The sequence below is a fragment of the Moorena sp. SIO4A5 genome (assembly GCF_010672005.1).
GTDB lineage: Bacteria > Cyanobacteriota > Cyanobacteriia > Cyanobacteriales > Coleofasciculaceae > Moorena.
On sequence record NZ_JAAHHZ010000009.1, the window covers coordinates 18,561 to 37,878 of the forward strand.

Genomic DNA, 19,318 nt, shown 5'->3' on the forward strand with positions numbered 1-19,318 from the left:
TGCAATTATACTTGTAATGGATCCTAATAATTACAAAGACTGGCTAGATATTGCAAATGAACGGGCGGCAGATGCAGACGCTATACTCAAAAATAGAAGTCAATCAATTGGATCAGTTTATATGGCAGGCTATGCCATTGAATGTAGTCTCAAGGCTTTATTACGATCTAGAAATAAATCATTTCCGAAACATGGCAATCAGGGGCATAATCTACGGGGTTTATGGGAAGCAGCGGGATTTCGTCTCTCCGATATCCGTGACTCTACAGGTGCAAAGACATTTTTTATAGAAAACTGGGATACATCCCTACGTTATCAAATAACCTGTAATAGTAGCCTGACAATGGCGGAGTTGGTAGATGGAGCAAAGCAGTTAACAAACTTTATAAAGTTTAAAATTAGTCCTAAATCCGGGAGGCGCAGATGAACCATTCAGAAATCAAAGAGCGTATTCATCAAAATATGTCACGTGCAGCTTTAGAGATTACGGAGCTGCGGGTTCAACCGGATCCGTTTCTAGGCTGGCGTATTGCTGTCATTTCCCGAGGATTTGATGACAAATCCAAACAAGAACGTAAGAACATTGCTCTAGAGGGACTAAAAGAATTGACCATTCAGTGGTTAGATTTACTAACTCCTGAAGAGCAGCAATGGGCTGGCCCTCTTCCCATTGATTCTACCCTGGAAAACGTACCTTTTTGGCCTGAAGCTCTGGCTCGCTCTCGCTCTGGCTCTAGTAATCCTGAAGCAATCCTATTTCCATCGGATCTAGACGAAGACCTTGACCGACCGATCGTTGCAACATTTTATTCCCTCAGAGGAGGAGTTGGTCGCTCAACTGCCCTGGCTTATACTGCCCGAATTCTTGCTAGTCGTGGACGCACTGTGCTCTGTGTTGACATGGATTTAGAAGCTCCAGGATTAGCGGCTTTGTTTGGAAAGGAAGACGAGGTTAAGGATCAACAGGGGTTGGTATTTGTGTTACTAAGTTTGGAGCAAGGGGAAGAGCCTGACATCCGTAATCATATTCTGAGGGTTTCTGAAACTGATGAGATTTACTGTATTCCGGCAGGTTTGCCCAATGCCAATTATGCGCGTTTACTGAGCTTTATGGAACCTGGAGCTTGGTATCGGGAAGATAGAAATCCATTACGTGAACTGATTCAGATTTTAAGTAGTGATCGTCTTCCTTTCAAACCTGATGTCATTTTACTAGATGCTCGCACAGGAATGACTCCTCTCAATGGACCGCTCCTGTTTGACTTGGCTGATCTGGCAATTATTGTGTTCTTTCCTCATCCTCAAGCTCAAAGGGGTACGGGTGAACTGGTTCGTGCATTGCTTGCTGCTGAGACTAGACGAACTGAAACTGAACAGCGGCTTACTCCAGAGCCACGATTTATTGTGTCTCCAATTCCTGCTAGTAAAGCACCAGAAGTTGTGGAACGATATCAACATAGAGCTATTGAATGGATTGGAGAGTGGCTCTCTATTCTGAGGGATAAACAATCGAGATCAGAGCCGATTAAAGAATCAGATATTACACATTTTATTCCCTATCGAGAAGAGATTGCTACATCAGATAAAATCTTATCTAATCAAGAAACGTGGCGTGACTTTGAGCCGGTTGCTGAATGGTTAGAACGTTTTATCCCTACAGCTAGTGAAGAAGAGCTACCGGATAGTTTACCCGATAGTAAGGGGCAAATTTTACAGGAATTAGAATTTTCTGCAGGAACAGCAGAATACCAAGATAATTTTCTGGAAACCTTTGTAGAAACACAGTTAGTCAATCGCGCCCTTAAGCCTAACATAGTTCTAATCCGTGGTCGTAAAGGTACTGGTAAAACGGCTATTTTCCGCCGCCTCCTGGAAGATTCTAAGCAAGATTCCATTGTAGTGTTATCTCCCAGTCCTCTTAAAGGCGATCGCCCGTGGGTTATTAACTCTGAAGGTTTCAAGGCCATTGATGAGGCTTTAGAAACTACGGGAAAAAGCTGGCGTGACTTTTGGTTACTCCAGACTTGTCTTGCCTGTCACCTATCCTGGCGTGGAGAGAAGCCTCAACCAGATGACGCTGTCTCACAAGTTCTAGGAACTGATCCTACTAACGAATTAGAACTTGTCCGATGGTTTCAGAATTTACTACCACAATCTCAAATTGGTTTATTGGCAAGAGATTGGCTGACTCGTTTCGATGGTGCTGCACAATCTACTATTCTTCTTCTTTTCGATGGACTGGATACAGGATTTGGAAATACACAGGCAGATCGAGAAAGACGCACTAAAGCCATTGAAGGACTGCTTTCGTTGATTACTGACTTAGGGGACAATATGAAAAACTTAAAATTCAAAGTTCTATTGCGAGAAGATATCTGGCGTAGCCTTCGTTTCGATAATAAAAGTCACTTTTTCGGGCGATCTGTAGTCCTTGAATGGCGTGAGCGATCAGATTTTTTTAAAGTTATAATTAAGCAAGCTCTGAAATCGGATAGATTTAAAGGACTTGTAGTAGACTCAATTCAGCAAGGTAGTTTGTTATCAAATTTGTCATCAAGTAGTGACGCCTTTAGTGACTATTTGAGTGAATCACAGGTCTTTGAAATTTGGAATCTTTTGGTTGGTGAGCGGATGAAAGGGGGTAAATCTGCCTTTACTCGGAACTGGGTCTGGAAGCGAATTGCTGATGGCAGTAACAACCATAGTCCCCGTGCTCTGTTACAACTTTTTGCTGAGGCGAAAGATTGGGAAATAAACGAACAAGAGCGAAATCCTTATCAGAAAACTATCATCCGACCACGGGCTTTGAGTTCATCTCTTGAAAAGGTATCAGAAAAAGCATTAGATGCTTTGATAAATGAAGAGTTTAGTGAACTTCAAGAGTTGATTGATTGTCTTAAAGGAATAGGACGTTCGCCCTTCTATGCAACTGATGTAAGTGAATTATATGATGAATTGAGTTTTGCTAGAGAAGTGGGTTTGTTATCTATTTATGAAGGGACTAAAGATGATGTTAAACGTTATAAAGTTCCTGATCTTTATCTTTCTGGTATCGGTATGACGCGAAAGGGGCAAGCATAAATAATATATTATTGCACCAAGCTTAAACTTGATCTGTAAAGGTAGGGAATAGGGAATAGGGAACAGGGAACAGGGAATAGGGAACAGGGAAAAAAAATTGTTTACCTAATTAGCCTACAGACCGCTATACAAAAAAAGCGATCGCATAATCTTTGCGATGCTCTGAAAGAGCCGCTACGCGATCGCTTTTTTTTACCATTAAAATACCCCCCCCAAAAAAATTCTAAAAACCCTTGACAATAAAATATATAATCATTACAATAATCAAATAAACTAAATTAAACTATTGAGCTATGTCGCAAGAATTTATCCCTAACCCCGACAATAATCCTGAAGATCAAATTCCCGGAATTAATCTTGAAGATTTTTTCCCAAAGCAACAACCTGTTCAGCACATTTTAAAGGGGCCTCGTCAAGGAGTAACTAATACTATTCATACCCTGTCTGCCATGAACTACGCACAGGCTTCCGAGTGGAGTCCTCTGCAACCTACGGGCATGCCAGGGGAGGTGATTACGATCATCACTAAGTATTGGATGCTCCGTTAAAACGTTAGTTTCTGGGGGGGTTGCCCCCCCTTGGCAAAAACAAAAGTTCCGGTATGATTAAATAGGAGCATTTCTCGATAGGTTCGGGAACTGAGTGACATAGCGATTTGAATCCACTTACTGTGGACTTGAAATAGCCGTGGACATTATTTCTACGGCTATTTTTTTTTGTTGTTAAGTATCTAATTGGGTAGGGAGTAGGGAGTAGGGAGTAGGGAGTAGGGAGTAGGGAAGAAAATTTAAATGTATATCACGGTTACTATAAAATGCTATAACTCTACTAATAACTTTTATGATTAAATCCCTAACTAGATCATGGTTTCTGTGCTTAAGTCTATCCTTAGTGTTAATAGCTTGCAATGCTCTTACCTTTAACAATCAACAGCCAGAAGTGGTGAGCCTAACGGTATCAGTGGCTGCTAGCTTACAAGATGCGATGAAAGCTATCAAAGTACTCTACACTAAGGAAACACCAGATGTTACCATTATTTATAATTTTGCATCCTCTGGTTCGTTGCAGCAACAAATCGAACAGGGAGCGCCAGTGGATGTTTTTATTTCAGCAGCTCCGAAACAGATGAATGCTCTGGAATCTAAGGGGCTTTTACTAGAAGGGACAAGGCAAAGTCTTCTTAATAATCAGGTAGTTTTAGTTACTCCTAAAGACCAGACTGGTATCTCTAATTTTAAGGACTTAAGGTCTGATAACATCAGTAAAATAGCAATGGGAGATCCGGAAAGTGTACCAGCTGGACACTACGCTAAGGAAGTTCTCTCTAGTCTTAATTTGTTTGAGCAGCTCAAACCGAAGTTGGTTTTTGGCAAAGATGTTCGCCAAGTTCTATCCTATGTGGAAACAGGTAATGTGGATGCTGGATTGGTGTATGCAACAGATGCTAAGGTATCAAACCAAGTTAAACGAGTTGCTACTGCTCCGCCAGAGTCTTACTCCCGGATTATCTACCCAGTAGCAGTATTAAAGGAGTCTAAAAACCCTGATCATGCTAACCAGTTTGTACAGTTTATAATCAGTGATTCAGCTAAAACTATATTTTTGAGGTATGGGTTTATTATGGCGGATAAGGGAGTAGGGAGTAGGGAGTAGGGAATAGGGAATAGGGAACAGGGAATAGGGAATAGGGAGTCGGGAGTCGGGAGTCGGGAGTCGGGAGTCGGGGTAATAAAATTGAATTTGCATTATAACTATTAGAGACCCTATATATGCCGTTTTTTCTGCCCACACTACCCACACTTTCCACACTACCCATACTCTTTGTTCAACACTATGGAAGATTTATCTCCTTTATGGATTTCCCTAAAGACTGCTGGCTTGGCTACTATCTTTGCTTTCTTTCTGGGAATTACAGTAGCGGGTTGGATGTTTAGCTATCAAGGGAAAGCTAAAGGAATTATTGATAGTATCTTAACCCTTCCGATAGTGCTACCGCCTACAGTAGTTGGCTTCTTATTACTGTTGTTACTAGGTAGAAATAGCCCAGTGGGACAGCTATTAAGGCAATTGGGATTATCTGTAATCTTGTCTTGGCCTGCTACTGTGATTGCTGCTACTGTCGTTGCCTTTCCTTTGATGTATAAAACTGTATTGGGAGCTTTCAAACAAGTTAATCAGGATTTGATTAACTGTGCCCGTACGTTGGGGGCTTCTGAATGTAGGGTATTTTGGCAAGTGTTGCTACCGTTGGCTTGGCCAGGGGTGATGGCGGGGACAGTTCTGGCTTTTGCTAGAGCTTTGGGAGAGTTTGGCGCTACGTTAATGCTAGCCGGGAGTATTCCTGGCAGAACCCAAACCATTGCGATCGCTATCTTTTTTGCAGCCCAAGCCGGGAGGATGGGGGAAGCACTACTATGGGTGTTGATTATGGTTGCGATCGCTCTCGTGGCAATCACCATCATTAACTATGAGCAGGGAGCAGGGAACAGGGAGCAGGGAGCAGGGAGCAGGGAGCAGGGAGCAGGGACAAAATCTAACATAGAAGTAAGTAAGGGATCCCCCCTAACCCCCCTTATTAAGGGGGGGACTAGAGCTTCCCTTATTAAGGGGGGAAAAGAACAGGGAATAGGGAAAAAATCTAACATAGAAGTAAGGAAGGGATCCCCCCTAACCCCCCTTAATAAGGGGGGGACTAGAGCTTTCCTTAATCAGGGGGGAAAAGAACAGGGAACAGGGAAAAAATCTAACATAGAACCAAGTCAAGGACTTTTAGTAGAGTTACGAAAAGAGGTAAGCTCTAGCTTTACCCTAGATGCTAAATTTACTGCTAATGGTAAGCCCTTAGGTATCTTAGGGGCTTCTGGTTCTGGTAAAAGTATGACGCTACGGTGTATTGCTGGTTTGGCTACACCCACTCAAGGCCGCATTGTCTTGAACGGAAGAGTTTTGTTTGATTCTAAACAGGGTATTAATCTTCCTCCTCACCAACGTCGCATTGGTTTTGTGTTTCAAAACTACGCCCTCTTTCCCCACATGAATGTTGCTCAAAATATCGGCTTTGGCTTGCAGGAATTGCCGAAAGCCCAAAGGAATGAACGGGTATGGAAATACATTGAACTGATGCATTTACAGGGACTAGAAAAGCGCTATCCTCACGAACTTTCTGGGGGACAGCAGCAGCGGGTAGCCTTGGCAAGAGCAATGGCGATCGCACCAGAAGCGTTACTATTAGATGAGCCCCTTTCTGCCCTTGATACCTATCTCCGGAATCAGATCGAAAGGCTATTAACTGAAATTTTCTCTACCTATCAAGGAGCGACTCTTTTCGTCACCCATAAATTAGAGGAAGCTTACCGAGTTTGTGGTAATCTGTTAGTACTTTCCGAAGGAAAGGTTATTGCTTCTGGCTCTAAAGAAGCTATTTTTGAGCATCCTCCTAGCTTTAGGGTAGCACAATTAACGGAGTGTAAAAACTTTTCTCGGGTTGAAATTATTGAGGACCAAAAAATTCAAGCCCTGGACTGGAACTGTAGTCTTTCAGTTGTGGAACCGATCACGAAATCGTTAGCTTATGTTGGCATCCGTGCCCATCATCTGATATTTCTAAACGAGCCAAATCACGATAATACTTTTCCCTGTTGGCTGGTGACGATGAGTGAAACCCAACACCGAGTTACACTGTATCTGAGTTTATATACTGCTTCTAGGAATCCTCAGCAATACCACCTCCAAGCTGAAGTTTTTAAGGAAAAATGGCATCAGATTAAAGCTTGGCCTGAGCCATGGTATGTGCAGTTAGATGCTTTGAGGTTGATTTTGATGGAGAGTTGAAAAAAATCGTTTTTCAGACTAGCCATTGTTGAATTGAAGTATGAATGCGCGATCGTCTGGTTTTGGTAAAGCCCCCCATTGGTTCTCCAACTTTGGGGGACTTTGAGAGTTTTGTTCCCCCCAAAATTGGAGGTTAGGGGGGCGATACTAACTAAATTTATAAGTCCTATTTTATTTAAAAAAGTGGCTCCGTTAACATAGCCAAGTGGTTATCCTATTCTAGAGTTGTCTGCAGAATAACTTCACACGACTTATACAACTGACGCAGTATCTTCCACCATCTGTATCGATGGCACGTGCTCCCACAACGTAATGTCCTTCAGGACAAAAAGCATCATTACTTCTATCAGTAGTAGCTTCCTGTCTTGTACCATCCCATCGATTGCCGTTAATCAGTAGGTTACCCTGAACAACCGTCTTATCTGCATTAGTAGTCAAGCCTTGAAGTTTGTTTGACAAAGTCTGAACTTCATTCGAGATTCTCTGATTAACACCAGATTCAATGTTACTAATCTTCTGACCGAGCTTTTGATCCTCCTGAGTAGATGTATTGGCTAAATTATCTAATTCTTGATCTAGATTATCCTGATTTGCTTTAAGGGACTGAATCCTAGTATTTAAGCCTTGCACACTATTACTTAAATCTTGATGATTTTGATTCATTTGCTCACGATTATTACTAATTTTACTAAAATTTTGTTCTAGTTTATTAGTTGCATTTCCCAACTTTTCATTGAGCAACTTTACTTCGTTTCTAACACTTTCAAGTTCTTGAAGCTTTGTTTGTAACTCTTGGTTCATTAAACGAATTTCCGATAATGTTGCTTCATAACATTGAAAAGCCGTAGAGTTTTTATCACACTCCTGGCGACTGTTTTGACTGTTTACTAATCGAGTACAAGAAGCTACTCCTATACCAACTGTAAGGATGATCGTGCTTAATGCCATTAAACGTTTCATAATTATTCTCCTTGTGAGCTATTTGTTAGATAATTTTTCCAAAAACGAGTTTTTATTCCGTATTCTAACCAGTCTCCTTTTATTTGATCATGTAGATCTGGTGCAATATCTTTAGCTAAACAAGCCATTCGACTAGCATTGAGTTGAAGTTGTCCGTAGTTATCTGCAATTTGCTGCACAGTCAATGTATGTCCACGCTGATTGATAATTTTGTTAATTTCACACTCAGATACACGGTAAAAATATATATCACTGCCTTCTTGGTATACCTGACGCATTTCTTTTTCACAAGAGGTACGACGACGAAATATGGAAAAAGGTAGGGTGCTGCGAGCCTTTTCAATTATTTTATTAAAGCTAATTCGTAAATCTTCAATAGTGCCTGCCCTAGAGCAATTAAGTGTTTTTACAAGTTCATCTAACTTAATGAAAATATCTCGCTCAAGGTTCTCCAATCTTGTAATTGTAGGGTCAAACAGTTCTTTGTAAAAAGTACCTGGCGTTTTTTGCACAATCTTATCAACTTGAGCAAGAAGCGTCATCATCTCTAAAGCAATTTGGTTGATTCGCGCTTCTAGGGATTGATCAACAGTACCAAGAGTATAGCGGACATCAATAAGAGTCTCTGCACGAGCACGATTAATCTCTAAGAAGGTTTCCCGCATTGCGCCACGATAGCGCTCATCTACTCTTTCCAAGATATGATCAATATCCTCAACCACTTGATTTTCAATAGCTAGGATATTGTCTTTACTATGGTCTAAAAGTCTCTGAGCAGCTTCCTCAGTGCGGAGAATGTTATTTGCTGCTACCCGATCAACTTTATTGATTACATCATCACTAAAGGGGCGTATTGAACTATTAAAAAATTCCTCAAATTCTTTTAATGCTTTATCGCTTGCACCTTCAGCAACACCTTCAGCAACAATTTTAAATGGTCTTTTAAGAGCGTCTTCGACGCTATCGAATAATTTGCTAAGAGCTAAAGCTCTAGGTTGCATTGAAGCAAGGATCACGCATACAAAAGGTAATAATTTCAGAGTCTTCATTATTTGAGTTTTTAGGCGTTGCTTAATAATGGAATGATTTTAATAGTTTTGTGGAATGGGCATCTTGCCCGTTCCTAATCTTTTCGGTCGTGCAGGATGCCCACCCTACTTATATTCATTCCTTGATTCAGCAACGCCGGATAATTACCCTTAATACAAATCTGCCCCATCTTCCCATCTCCCCATCAATCTTCTTGATGACTGAAGTTAACTAATACATTTATTTTATTAATTTATAAAAGCTTGACTGTGCTGACATTATAGTAAAGTCTTGATTTAATGACAATCGCTGACGAAAGAAAGAGGCTTTGGGAAGGCGGTTTCGGGAGCAAAGCCCTCACGGATCCCTTCACCCTTGACTAGCGGACAATAATGTCCCATAGTTTTATCATGAAAGGAAGTGAGTTCATTAGGAGGGTAAAAAAGTTAGCCAGAGAGCGTGGTCTCGAAGCTCGTGTTGACAAAAAGCGCGGGAAAGGAAGCCACGTCACACTCTATTTTGGTGACCGATTTACTATTGTCCGCAATCCCAAAGATGAACTCAAGACTGGGACATTGAAGGCAATGCTACGTCAGCTTGGTCTACAGGAAGATGAGATTTAACCATGCCATTACTATGAGTCGATTTTCATTCCCAGCTACATTTACCCCTGACGAGTCGGATGGCGGGTTTGTGGTAACTTTTCAGGATCTGCCAGAAGCTATTACTCAGGGAGATTCCATGGAACAAGGCTTGGCTGAAGCAGCGGACTGTTTGGAAGAAGCGATCGCTGCGAGGATTGATGACCAACTCGACATCCCCAACCCCTCACCCCCGGCAGGCGGAGACTATTTAGTCCCAGTGCCAATTCAGACTGCCTTAAAAGCTGCCCTTTACCTGGCCATGTCCGAGGCAGGGATCACATCACTCCAATTAGCCCATACTCTCAATACCGATGAACAGGAAGTCAGGCGCATTCTCAACCCCGATCACGGGACGAAACTTCCTACACTGGAACGGGCACTAGCTGCTTTAGGTAAGCGGATTGAACTTCGCCTTTTTTAGGGGAATGTGGTCAATATCATCAAGACGGGAATACCCACAATGCACCCTCAATACACCTCATCGTGGGTGCCAATATCGAGTAAAATAATTACTTCATCTTGAATCTGTTGGTCTGTCTCAATGGAAAACACAATCCGGCAATCGTATCCACAGGAGCAGGCTTTGAGGCCCAATAACTCTCCTTTCAGAGAATGGGTACCTAGTTTTGGGTCAAAAACATCTTCTTCCATTTGCCTCAGGGTGTTTTCAATGCGTTTCTGGAGTTTGGCGTTGCGAGAGACAAACTTACGATAAGCCCGCTTAAATTTTGGGGTAAGTACCAGTTGCCTCATGGGTTTTCGTCAAGAGCCTTTTGCAATTGAGAAATTACAGTCTCTGCTGACTGAGGTCGTAACTTGCCCTGTTTAAATCTAGCAATCGATTCTTTGGCATCCTCAGCAATTTCTTTACGACGGGATTCGATCAGACGGTTTTGGATGATTTCAACCAGCATAGCCTGCTGTTCAGGAGGCAGTTGACTAACCGTGTTGAGGGCTTCTTCAAGGGAAGTTGTCATTGGCTTAACAGAGAGGTTTGGTCGCTAGATTCAATTCTATCGGGTTGAATACTTACACGCTTGCGCCGAATCGAAGATCGAAGTTGGAGCCGCTACGCGATCGCATTCTCTTGTAGCTTGGTTTGAAGCAAGGAAACCCAACACTATCTTTTGGCTTAGAAATCGCTACCATTTCCAATCCTCTTCATCCCAATAATTTTTAATCCGATCATCAATTAATAATTCATCATCACCATTTTCTGCCATTTCTTTAAACGCTTCTTCCCATCCTTGACGAGACTGGGATACTGGCGAAATGATTACCTTCCCATCTTCTACTGTTATTTCAACTACATTGGCTAAACCACATTCTTCAATAATTGCTTTAGGAATTCTAATTCCTTGGGAATCTCCAATACGTACAATGGCAGCTTTCATCAGCTTAATTAATAGATAAACTTATTGGTAATTAATATCTTAGCACTAATAATTAATAATCTCTATATAGTGTACCTAAATGAATTGTGAGTGATAATTTTTGTCCCCTGTTTCCTACTCCCTACTCCCTACTCCCTACTCTCTGTTTCCTACTCCCTACTCCCTACTCCCTACTCCCTACTCCCTATTCCCTATTCCCTTTACTATTTTAATTGAAGATCCAAGATCTCAGTTATACATGCTGCTCAACCCAACTGCGGTCAAAGATGGATTCATAAATCCGGTTATTGACTCTCAGACATCCCTGTTGCTTCACCACTAACCCAGACAACAGCAATTCCTTTTCCTCTGGACTGTCAACAGCCACCACTTCTCCCTGCTCGACAATTTGTCGATAGATTTCCAGTAGCCCTACAGATTGTTTACTCTCCAGGATGCGATCGCGTATAGTTCTCAAATGCTCTGGTTCATCCTGGGATTCCCAATTTTCTATCACCTTGGTTCGCACCAAATTTTCAATCCATTCAGCTTCGTCGTTGGTAGGGATAGCAGATGAAGTACTGCGGATGAATTGACAGATCTTTTGGGTCAAAAAAGGCTGACCACTCGTCCATGCTAACAGTTCTTTGAGCAGTGTTTGAGGATTGCTCACTTTCTCTGCTAATCCTTGAAGCAAAGGTTGGGCTTCATGCTCTTTAAAGCCCTCCAGTTGAATCGCCTGACCAATATTAAAAGGAGTTCTTTGGTGGTCTGTAATTAAGCCAGAGGGGGTAGCAACCCCAAACAGAGCAAAGGTTAAATTGCCATAGTCTGGATTGATAGTACGCTGATTATAGCAAGAGCGAATCAGAGCAAAAAAGTCATTAACTGGAAAATTCAAGCCCAAGACGCTATCAACTTCATCGATAAAAACTACCCGTTTATTCGGTAAACTGTTATCTGGTTGATCAACCTCACCCAGTAAGACTTCTTCAATAAATTGACTCAACCGCTGAACCGTAGAAATATCTCCTCGTTCATTCCACCACTTTTTTAAATTCACCTTTCTTAGTAAACCAAAACTTCGCCATAGCTCTACTGCCAATCCCTTATACCATTGGTCAGGGGTAACATTTTCGCTGCCAATCCGAGTCAGGTCAATCGCCGCGCAGCTAATCCCCTCATTGTTCAGGTGGTTAATCATACGTACCATCAGGCTTGACTTGCCCATCTGGCGGGGATTGAGAATATAACAAAACTCCCCTTGCTTTAAAGCTTTATAGAGAGTTCTGTCAGCAGAACGCACCACATAAGTGAGAGCATCCATCGGTAAACTTCCCCCCACTTGATAATCAAAATTCGCGGCTTGTTCGTCACTCTTGAGTAACTCGTTTTCAAATATTAGTTCCGCTTGAGTAGCTTTGAGAACGTCCAAAGTTTGAGATAGTTCTTGAGTGCGCTCTTCTACTTTAAGCTCTAGATTGCGGTTATAGTCTTCTAACTGTCCATACAGACGAGCATTTTCAATAGAGATAGCAGCTTGACCAGAAAGCATTCTTAACACTTCAATGCGATCGCTGGTAAATGCGTCTGTGGTTAAATTATTTTCTAAATATAAAATACCGCTTAGTTTACCTTGATTTAACAAAGGACTACAGATAATCGATTTGGGTTGAGTGGCAACAATGTAGGGGTCACGAGTAAATTGTCCTTGATTAGCCGCATCACTTAAAACTAAATTTTCCTGGGTGCGAGCCACATAATTGACGATAGAGACTGACAAGACCGGGGTTTTACTGGCAGCATCCACAGAGTCTACTGGCAGGGATTGCAGTGTAGTCACCTGATCAGAATCCACTTTTCCTTCAGCTTCAATTACCCAATCACCGTCCTTATCCAGTATCATAAAACCTTTTTGAGCCCCAGCATTCTCAATCAGGATTTTCATTAACTTTTCCAGCAACTTGTCTGGGATAATTTCCCCAGAAATAGTTTGCGATGCTTTGAGAATGCTATTGATATCCAAAACACCGGATGTAGTTTTACCTGAGTCGGTAATTGACGGATTTAAGCTAGTTTTAATACTATCTGTTGAAACTGTAGCCAAAAATTGTGGGTATCGAGCTTCCAAATCCTTTACCTTAGCCACAGCTCCCCAGCCTTGATAAGTATAGTGGGCATCTTGTAGGTAGTGGCGAGCAACGTGGTTTTGGTTTCTAGCTAAATAGAATTTGCCTGCTAGTTCATAAGCTAGGGCTTCTTCGTTGAGATAGTCGTTTTTATGGGCTAAGGTAATAGCGCGGTCGTAATAGTCTCTAGCTTCGCTATCTTTGCCTAAAACTCGGGCTCGTTCAGCTTCGACTAGATAAAATTTGTGTAGAAAATTCATCGGAGCTTGCTTTGCCCAGAGTTCCATTTTTTCTTGTTTAGCAGCAACCTTGGTCAAAATTTCTGCTCTTTCAGTCTCTGAAGCATCAGGATAAAATGCTAGCCGAGCCAGGGCATCATAGAAGTAAGCAGTGGTAAGGATGAATGATGAGCCAGCATTAGCAGCATAGTCTTCAAACTGGTCTGCATTTTCAACCGCTTGCTGAAATTCCTGGAAAAGATAACACAGAGCGAGTTTATGGGAATAAGCATGCATCAGTGCCGTGCGATCTCCACTGCCTAGATGGACTGGCATCATCTTTTCTTCATCGTATGCTTCACCAATCAAACGGCAGGGATTTTCTGTTTCTCCCATCAAGTTAAGGATAGCCTGCATATAGGTTTGAGTCCAATGAAGGTAAGCTTCCTGCTGAGTTTGAATAGTAGCTACAATTGCTTTCGCCGTCTCTTTCTTAGCATCCGTCAGCTCAATGCCACTTAGGTATAAAGCGTAGGCATAGGTAACCATAGCACTAGCAGCATATTCAAGATCTCCAGTTTCTATTCCACTTTGATAAGCTTCCGTGGAAACAGATGATATATCCCTGAGCGGTTCCTTCCAATGCTTTAGAGAGAAATTATATATTGCATAAGTTCTGGCTTTGAATGTTTTATCTTTGAATCGTTCTAGTAACTTCAAAGCCAGTTGACCAAACTGATAGCCAGCCTCCAGCTCTCCTCTTAAGCAGAGGATAAGCCCGTAACCGGCATAGGGAAAAGCGAAATCAGGGGAATTACCAAACTGAATCGATAAATTCACCTGTCGGCACCAATTTACCAAGCTGAGTTGATTCATTGCTATGTAGGCAGGGCTCAACAAGTAGTTCATAACCCCCATAGCTGCTAGTTTATGGGGATCGGTCATTTGGGGTAAGTCCATTAGCTGCTGGGCTTGCCTGCCCCCCAAGGCAGACTTGATCTGCTCTATCTCTCCCGTCAGATCACACTGGTTGGGTTGTTCGGGTAATTCGATCCCAAGTAATTTCAGAACGTCTAGCCCAGTTTTGACTGCTTCTATAAATTTTCTTTGAGCACAATAGGCTTGCATTTTGACTTCATAGACTTTGACTTTGTCTAGCAGTGTTTGGGCTTTTTGCAAGACTATCTCAGTCAAGGGCTCCATTTGGTCGTAGTTGGCAATTGTATAAGCTGCTTCTGCTGCCTCCACATACAAATCTAAGCTGAGGTTATACTGCTGCGACCAACTCTGGTTACCTAATAAACTTAAGCCGGTCTGGAGATAATTGAAACCAAGTTGACGAGCAGCTGAAGATTTTGCTTTTTTGCCTGCCCGCAGATTTAATCGAGCTAACTCATCTCGCTCTGTTTGTTCCTCAATTAGCTCCCGACCTTTGTTCAACTGGTTAACAATCTCAAACAGCTTCTGTTCAGATTCTTCAGAGGATTTATTTTGCAGTAACAACTTGCCAATACCCAGATGTACTGCTTGGGTATCTACTTTGGGAATGAGCGAGTAAACTGCTTGTTGGATACGGTCGTGGGCAAATTTGTATTCTACAACTAACTGATTTGACAACCCTTCGATATCAAGTTCCACCAACTGGTAGGCATAGCTAAGGGGTACAATTAGACCAGATTGGAGTGCTGACTGTAAATCCGTTGCAGTTTCCTGTATAGATTTTTCATATATCACTGCCAGTGTTTTCAGATAAAACTGGTTCCCTATGCAAGCTGCTAATTTTAATAATGCCTGAGTTGCTGTCGGTATTTTTTTTACCTTTTTGATCATCAACTCCACCACATTATCTGTAATTGGTTGCGCTTTTATTTGCTCTATATCCCACTCCCATTTATGAGAATGATAGTTAAAATACAACCAACCTTCAGAATACATAGATTTTATAAACTCATTGATAAAAAACGGATTTCCACCCGTTTTTTCCTGTATCAATTCGGCAAGCTGCTTGGCAGTTATTGAATCTACTAAAAAGGTATCAACGATAAGTTGAGTAACATCGGTTAAGGCTAAGGGGAGAAGTAGTATTCTCTTAATTGTTACTCTTGCTTTTTCAAGCTGTTCCAAGCTTTGAGTCAAAGGATGTACGTCGTTTACTTCATTATCCCGATATGCCCCAATTATAAACAGATATTTATTATCTGCTGCTGTCATCAGTAGTTGAATTAATTTCAACGAAGCTCTATCTGCCCACTGTAAGTCGTCAAGGAAAATGACTAACGGATGTTCGGGTTGAGTGAATATCTTAATAAATTTTTGAAAAACAAAATTAAAGCGATTCCGCAATTCTGATGGCGGAAGCTCTGGGACAGGTGGTTGTGGACCAATAATCAGTTCTACTTCAGGAATAAATTCAATGATTACCTGTCCATTTTTCCCTAATTCCCCTTGCAGCTTCTCTCGCCAATTGTGAATCTCTGCTTGACTTTCTGTGAGTAACTGTTGTACTAATGACCGAAATGCCTGAATTAAGGAAGCGTAAGGAATATTTCGTTGAAACTGGTCAAACTTACCAGAAATAAAATAGCCATGTTGGCGAGTCAGTGGCTTATATACCTCCTGTATTAATACGGACTTGCCAATACCAGAATACCCCGAAACCAGCATGATTTCACTAGCTCCTTGGCTGACTCGTTCAAAGGCAGCTAATAGGGTAGAAATCTCCTGTTCTCGCCCATACAGTTTTTGTGGTATTTGAAATTGATCGGAAACATTGTGCTGATCGATCACGAAAGCATCAATTTGCCCTTTGGTTTGCCACTGTCTGAAACATTCTTCTAAATCTGCCTTGATCCGATAGGCTGATAGATAGCGTTCTTCAGCATTTTTCGCCATCAATTTCAACAGGAGCGCTGAAAGAATTGCTGGAATCTCTGGTTTTAGTTCCTGTGGTGGTGTCGGTTGTTTAGCAATATGACAATGGACTAATTCCAAAACATCATTGCTGGGGAAGGGTAACTCTCCCGTCAGCAATTCATAAAAGGTCACCCCCAGGGAGTAAAAATCAGTGCGGTAATCGATGGCTCGATTCATTCGACCCGTTTGTTCTGGGGAGATATAAGCTAGGGTTCCTTCTAATACATTCGGGTTGCGAAAGGTTGAGATTTCTCGCGACAGTGTGGTTGAAATACCAAAATCAATTAGCTTAAGCTTACCAGTATTCTGATTTAAGATAATATTTGATGGGTTAATATCTTTGTGAATAATATGCTGCTGGTGAACCTGACCGAGAATGTCAACAATCTCAATGGCCAGGTGGAGAAACTCACCAATTGTGAATTCCTGCTTCGGAATGATCCGATTGAGAGATTCGCCCCCAAAATCTTCTAACACCATTACCCAGTTAGTTTCTAGGTTTTCCCAGCTGTAAACATCTATGACACCGGGTAAGTTAATAGTTTGGGTTGTTTCATACTCTCGCTTGAACCAAGCAATGCTTTCAGGGGAAGGATAAGCCTGTTTGAGCATTTTAAGGATAACAGGTTGGTGATCTGCTCGCCGATGTCCGCGATAGACTAAGGAGTTGGTGCTCTCATGGAGTTTTTCCGTAACTTGGTAACCTGATAAATCGCGCATACTTACCTCCTTTAAAGGAGTTTTTATGATAAAAAACCGCACTGGTTGTGGTTTGAGCTGATCAAATAATAATCCACTTTTCCAAGTGTACAAAGTTATCAGTGATTTAAAATTAACAACCCCACCTAACCTAACGGTTAAGTGAGGTGCATTTCCTAAAAGCTGTTTGACCCGGTGGGTGGAATGGGCACCTTTACAAAAGCGATGCAGCTTCTTCGGTGTTGCTGATTATGGGTATGGTTTCGCCCCCCTAGCCCCCCAATTCTGGGGGGAACAAAACTCTCAAGCGATGCAGCGCGGTCTTGGGGAGGCAGCGCGGTCTTGGGGGTTCCCCCCACTCGCTATTGCCGTGGTTTCCCCCATGAGCGACTGCATCAAGACAAGTCCCCCAGAATTGGGGGATTTAGGGGGCTTTAATAAAACCAGATGTCCGCGCATTCATTCCTTAATTCAGCGATGCAGCTTCTTCTTCTTCTTCTGATGGAGAAGGGTCTGGATCTGGCATCGGAAAAGGGTCTGGATCTGGCAAGGGATCGGGACCGGGATCGCCAATACTTAAGGCAAGAGGAACTTGTTCATCAGCAAATAACGCTGTAATTTTAGCAGCTTCTTTGCTGATCATCGCCGTCTGCTCTGCTTCAGATAAACCCACCTTGTCCATTACCGAACTGGGGTTATTGATAAAAACACTTTGTTTCTTGGGATCAAGGGCCAAATCGGTTAATAAATGAAATAGTTTACTCATGAAATATCCTGCTAATTTTTAATCTAGTCACGAATCAAGAATCTAAGCTAATGGTAGTGGTTTTATCGACGGCAACAATTTCTTAAATTCTTTTTCCCGTTCTGCTTCTGACAATGTTGCAGTTTGATAAAGCCTTTCCAGTGCGTATTGATCATAGATTATCAAGGCAAGCTCTCGATAAGGCAATGGTTCACCAGTTATATCATCATAGTGTTGATCAAAATATCGCAGAACTTCACTTAAATCAGCAAGGAAGGAAAGAGCACTGGCAGATCCTTCGACCCATCCAAAGTTTTGCCACAGCCATAATTGTGCCTCTGCTTTAATCTCAGGATTGTTGGGTTCAATATTTTTGGGTTCAATATTTTTGGGTTCAATATTGTTGGGAAACTTCTTGAGGACATCATCAACAAGCTTCTTTAATTTATGTCCTGACATACCTTCTGCCTGAGCCAGCATCTCCAACTTATGCTTGGTTTTAGGCTCAGCCTTTATCATGTATATCAATACTGCTTTACATATCTCAGCAAGCTTGGCATCTATCTTTTCAATAAGTATTTTGCATTCTTTTATAAATTTATTATTAAGTTTATCTTCTTCATTCTTTTGTGTACCTTCAATTACCTTTAAAATGAGTTGACCTATCAAATCACCTGGCTTCAGGATCAAGATTTGTTGGGCACAAGCGATCGCTCCACTATAGTATCTCTCTTTCTTTTCTGAGTTATCTTGTATCTTCGTTAAATAAAAAAACAGAAATGCATGTTCATAAAGACTTACCCTCCTGCTTACTAAGAATGGAACAGGAGAAGGAGAGTGTTGTAAAGTCTCCATGTCTGGAGATATTTGTGTTTCTACTCCCAAATCCCACAATGACTCCTCGTATTCTTGAGCTAATCTGTGAACTGTCGATCGCATACCCCAAGCCCAGGCATATGTGGGCATAAGTTCAATCGCTCTGTCAAGATAATTCAAAGCTTGTTTTTTACTTTTTTCATCTATCTCATTCTTGGCTAATTTATTCTTATCCAGAGTTATTTTCAGGCGGTAGGTTGCTCCCAAGTGAGCTAATGCCCACCCATAGTTGCTGTTTTCTGGTGCTTTATGATCAAGCGCTGTTTTGAAATGTCTTATAGCTGATTTAATAGATTCATTTTTCTGCTCTTTATCATTTTCTGTAATTGCTCGTAGACGGTAGGTTTCACCTAGATGTGCATGAGCCCAGAGATACTTATGATTCTTTTCGACGGCTTTTGTCAAGTATTTTTCGGCCTTACCATAATCCATCAACTGGTAGTAAGTTGTTCCTAGGTGGGCATTGATCCAAGCATTGTCCGAGTCACTTTTTTGAAGTTCTTCAAATTTCTCTATCGCCTGTTCATAAGCTCCTGACAAGCGAAGAGTTTCTGCTTTTTGAGCAAGAGCCCAAGTGTTATTATCCATCTGGATCAAATTCCTCCTTGACTGTTATTTGAAACTTAATTGATTGAGCTTTGTTGTTTCAAACCCTTAACTATAGGGGTTTTCAATTGGGTGAGGTGCATGTTTTTAGGGAGCAGGGAGCAGGGAGCAGGGAAGAGTAACCCACCCCTAACCCCTCCCAGGAGGGGAACAGGGAACAGGGAAAAAATCCTGTGTACCTCATTAGGCTATAAAACGCTATATAGCAATCCCT

At 41.8% G+C, this 19,318-nt stretch carries 18 protein-coding genes; 8 read left to right on the forward strand and 10 right to left on the reverse strand.

Going from position 1 to position 19,318, the window contains the following annotated elements:
• The first annotated feature begins 16 nt into the window (after window positions 1-16).
• The 3 genes from F6K57_RS06100 to F6K57_RS06110 all read left to right on the forward strand — a co-directional run bounded on the left by F6K57_RS06100 (window position 17) and on the right by F6K57_RS06110 (window position 3,629).
• Complete coding sequence (locus F6K57_RS06100; RefSeq protein ID WP_293065777.1) at window positions 17-427, forward strand: HEPN domain-containing protein; 411 nt, start codon at window positions 17-19, stop codon at window positions 425-427.
• Window positions 424-3,081: a ParA family protein gene (locus F6K57_RS06105; protein WP_293018907.1), complete on the forward strand. Its 2,658-nt coding sequence runs from the start codon at window positions 424-426 to the stop codon at window positions 3,079-3,081. Before F6K57_RS06100 ends, F6K57_RS06105 begins: the two co-directional genes overlap by 4 nt.
• Window positions 3,082-3,374: 293 nt before the next feature.
• Window positions 3,375-3,629, forward strand: a complete 255-nt coding sequence (locus tag F6K57_RS06110; protein ID WP_293018906.1) for a hypothetical protein — start codon at window positions 3,375-3,377, stop codon at window positions 3,627-3,629.
• 174 nt (window positions 3,630-3,803) lie between these two features.
• Here the strand turns inward: F6K57_RS06110 and F6K57_RS06115 are convergent, their stop codons facing one another.
• A complete protein-coding gene (locus F6K57_RS06115; RefSeq protein WP_293018905.1) occupies window positions 3,804-3,989 on the reverse strand; it encodes a hypothetical protein in 186 nt (61 codons plus the stop codon).
• 31 nt (window positions 3,990-4,020) lie between these two features.
• Between F6K57_RS06115 and modA the strand changes: the two genes are divergently transcribed.
• The gene (gene modA, locus F6K57_RS06120; RefSeq protein ID WP_293065781.1) at window positions 4,021-4,734 is read left to right on the forward strand and encodes a molybdate ABC transporter substrate-binding protein; all 714 of its coding nucleotides are present in this window, start codon (window positions 4,021-4,023) and stop codon (window positions 4,732-4,734) included.
• Here modA and F6K57_RS06125 read toward each other — a convergent pair.
• The gene (locus F6K57_RS06125) at window positions 4,700-4,897 is read right to left on the reverse strand and encodes a hypothetical protein (RefSeq protein ID WP_293065784.1); all 198 of its coding nucleotides are present in this window, start codon (window positions 4,895-4,897) and stop codon (window positions 4,700-4,702) included. The two genes, modA and F6K57_RS06125, sit on opposite strands and share 35 nt — an antisense overlap.
• A gap of 17 nt (window positions 4,898-4,914) precedes the next feature.
• Between F6K57_RS06125 and modB the strand changes: the two genes are divergently transcribed.
• Complete coding sequence (gene modB, locus F6K57_RS06130) at window positions 4,915-6,912, forward strand: molybdate ABC transporter permease subunit (protein ID WP_293065787.1); 1,998 nt, start codon at window positions 4,915-4,917, stop codon at window positions 6,910-6,912.
• A gap of 219 nt (window positions 6,913-7,131) precedes the next feature.
• Here modB and F6K57_RS06135 read toward each other — a convergent pair whose 3' ends face one another.
• Both F6K57_RS06135 and F6K57_RS06140 read right to left on the reverse strand, forming a co-directional pair.
• Window positions 7,132-7,872 (reverse strand): hypothetical protein, encoded by a 741-nt coding sequence (locus tag F6K57_RS06135; RefSeq protein ID WP_293065790.1) that lies wholly within the window; start codon window positions 7,870-7,872, stop codon window positions 7,132-7,134.
• 2 nt (window positions 7,873-7,874) lie between these two features.
• Window positions 7,875-8,921, reverse strand: a complete 1,047-nt coding sequence (locus F6K57_RS06140; protein WP_293035767.1) for a hypothetical protein — start codon at window positions 8,919-8,921, stop codon at window positions 7,875-7,877.
• 372 nt (window positions 8,922-9,293) lie between these two features.
• Between F6K57_RS06140 and F6K57_RS06145 the strand changes: the two genes are divergently transcribed.
• Both F6K57_RS06145 and F6K57_RS06150 read left to right on the forward strand, forming a co-directional pair.
• On the forward strand, window positions 9,294-9,524 hold the full coding sequence (locus tag F6K57_RS06145; RefSeq protein ID WP_293065793.1) for a type II toxin-antitoxin system HicA family toxin: 231 nt from the start codon (window positions 9,294-9,296) through the stop codon (window positions 9,522-9,524).
• A gap of 13 nt (window positions 9,525-9,537) precedes the next feature.
• The gene (locus F6K57_RS06150; RefSeq protein WP_293018900.1) at window positions 9,538-9,966 is read left to right on the forward strand and encodes a hypothetical protein; all 429 of its coding nucleotides are present in this window, start codon (window positions 9,538-9,540) and stop codon (window positions 9,964-9,966) included.
• A 47-nt stretch (window positions 9,967-10,013) separates the two neighbouring features.
• Here F6K57_RS06150 and F6K57_RS06155 read toward each other — a convergent pair whose 3' ends face one another.
• The 3 genes from F6K57_RS06155 to F6K57_RS06165 form a co-directional block, all read right to left on the reverse strand.
• Complete coding sequence (locus F6K57_RS06155) at window positions 10,014-10,298, reverse strand: type II toxin-antitoxin system mRNA interferase toxin, RelE/StbE family (protein ID WP_293018899.1); 285 nt, start codon at window positions 10,296-10,298, stop codon at window positions 10,014-10,016.
• Window positions 10,295-10,522: a hypothetical protein gene (locus F6K57_RS06160; protein WP_293018897.1), complete on the reverse strand. Its 228-nt coding sequence runs from the start codon at window positions 10,520-10,522 to the stop codon at window positions 10,295-10,297. Before F6K57_RS06160 ends, F6K57_RS06155 begins: the two co-directional genes overlap by 4 nt.
• A 165-nt stretch (window positions 10,523-10,687) precedes the next feature.
• A complete protein-coding gene (locus F6K57_RS06165; protein WP_293018895.1) occupies window positions 10,688-10,939 on the reverse strand; it encodes an AbrB/MazE/SpoVT family DNA-binding domain-containing protein in 252 nt (83 codons plus the stop codon).
• Between the two features lie 86 nt (window positions 10,940-11,025).
• Between F6K57_RS06165 and F6K57_RS06170 the strand changes: the two genes are divergently transcribed.
• A complete protein-coding gene (locus F6K57_RS06170) occupies window positions 11,026-11,151 on the forward strand; it encodes a hypothetical protein (protein ID WP_293018893.1) in 126 nt (41 codons plus the stop codon).
• Window positions 11,152-11,171: 20 nt separating this feature from the next.
• Here the strand turns inward: F6K57_RS06170 and F6K57_RS06175 are convergent, their stop codons facing one another.
• The 3 genes from F6K57_RS06175 to F6K57_RS06185 all read right to left on the reverse strand — a co-directional run bounded on the left by F6K57_RS06175 (window position 11,172) and on the right by F6K57_RS06185 (window position 19,086).
• Window positions 11,172-16,898, reverse strand: a complete 5,727-nt coding sequence (locus tag F6K57_RS06175) for an AAA family ATPase (RefSeq protein WP_293065798.1) — start codon at window positions 16,896-16,898, stop codon at window positions 11,172-11,174.
• Window positions 16,899-17,343: 445 nt separating this feature from the next.
• Window positions 17,344-17,643, reverse strand: a complete 300-nt coding sequence (locus F6K57_RS06180; protein ID WP_293018889.1) for a hypothetical protein — start codon at window positions 17,641-17,643, stop codon at window positions 17,344-17,346.
• 42 nt (window positions 17,644-17,685) lie between these two features.
• Window positions 17,686-19,086, reverse strand: coding sequence for a tetratricopeptide repeat protein (locus F6K57_RS06185; RefSeq protein WP_293065801.1), 1,401 nt, complete (start codon window positions 19,084-19,086; stop codon window positions 17,686-17,688).
• Window positions 19,087-19,318: the final 232 nt, after the last annotated feature.

What these genes read in the sequence shown, in the direction of transcription:
- F6K57_RS06100 (WP_293065777.1), top strand. Translation starts at nt 17, where the DNA reads ATGGATCCTAATAATTACAAAGACTGGCTAGATATTGCAAATGAACGG.
- F6K57_RS06105 (WP_293018907.1), top strand. Translation starts at nt 424, where the DNA reads ATGAACCATTCAGAAATCAAAGAGCGTATTCATCAAAATATGTCACGT.
- F6K57_RS06110 (WP_293018906.1), top strand. Translation starts at nt 3,375, where the DNA reads ATGTCGCAAGAATTTATCCCTAACCCCGACAATAATCCTGAAGATCAA.
- F6K57_RS06125 (WP_293065784.1), bottom strand. Translation starts at nt 4,897, where the DNA reads ATGGGTAGTGTGGAAAGTGTGGGTAGTGTGGGCAGAAAAAACGGCATA.
- modB (WP_293065787.1), top strand. Translation starts at nt 4,915, where the DNA reads ATGGAAGATTTATCTCCTTTATGGATTTCCCTAAAGACTGCTGGCTTG.
- F6K57_RS06135 (WP_293065790.1), bottom strand. Translation starts at nt 7,872, where the DNA reads ATGAAACGTTTAATGGCATTAAGCACGATCATCCTTACAGTTGGTATA.
- F6K57_RS06140 (WP_293035767.1), bottom strand. Translation starts at nt 8,921, where the DNA reads ATGAAGACTCTGAAATTATTACCTTTTGTATGCGTGATCCTTGCTTCA.
- F6K57_RS06145 (WP_293065793.1), top strand. Translation starts at nt 9,294, where the DNA reads ATGTCCCATAGTTTTATCATGAAAGGAAGTGAGTTCATTAGGAGGGTA.
- F6K57_RS06150 (WP_293018900.1), top strand. Translation starts at nt 9,538, where the DNA reads ATGAGTCGATTTTCATTCCCAGCTACATTTACCCCTGACGAGTCGGAT.
- F6K57_RS06155 (WP_293018899.1), bottom strand. Translation starts at nt 10,298, where the DNA reads ATGAGGCAACTGGTACTTACCCCAAAATTTAAGCGGGCTTATCGTAAG.
- F6K57_RS06160 (WP_293018897.1), bottom strand. Translation starts at nt 10,522, where the DNA reads ATGACAACTTCCCTTGAAGAAGCCCTCAACACGGTTAGTCAACTGCCT.
- F6K57_RS06165 (WP_293018895.1), bottom strand. Translation starts at nt 10,939, where the DNA reads ATGAAAGCTGCCATTGTACGTATTGGAGATTCCCAAGGAATTAGAATT.
- F6K57_RS06175 (WP_293065798.1), bottom strand. Translation starts at nt 16,898, where the DNA reads ATGCGCGATTTATCAGGTTACCAAGTTACGGAAAAACTCCATGAGAGC.
- F6K57_RS06180 (WP_293018889.1), bottom strand. Translation starts at nt 17,643, where the DNA reads ATGAGTAAACTATTTCATTTATTAACCGATTTGGCCCTTGATCCCAAG.
- F6K57_RS06185 (WP_293065801.1), bottom strand. Translation starts at nt 19,086, where the DNA reads ATGGATAATAACACTTGGGCTCTTGCTCAAAAAGCAGAAACTCTTCGC.